Here is a 255-nt window from a genome sequence, read left to right on the forward strand (position 1 = left end):
AAACGATTCTTTATGTTTGGGATGTCCACGTCATAGGTGGATTGAGAAACTTTAGATGATATCTGCCCAGCTTGTTGGGTTATGCTTGATTCAGCTGTTGAGAGTCTGGAATAAAAACTATTAACGAATGAATTATTTACCTGAACAACCAACCCATTTGCTGTTTCTTTGTACTCACCAGTAATTGAACTATCAAATAAAGTCGTCCATGTAATACCGTCTTCTGAAATTTCTACTTTTGTATTGTGGTAGGTT

1 protein-coding gene is annotated in these 255 nt (G+C 36.1%); it reads right to left on the reverse strand.

Annotation, left to right across the window (positions count from 1 at the left end):
* A partial coding sequence (locus G6554_RS26475; RefSeq protein WP_207627761.1) for a hypothetical protein occupies positions 1-255 on the reverse strand: 255 nt, incomplete at both ends.

Source organism: Bacillus sp. MM2020_4 (genome assembly GCF_011250555.1).
GTDB lineage: Bacteria > Bacillota > Bacilli > Bacillales > Cytobacillaceae > Neobacillus.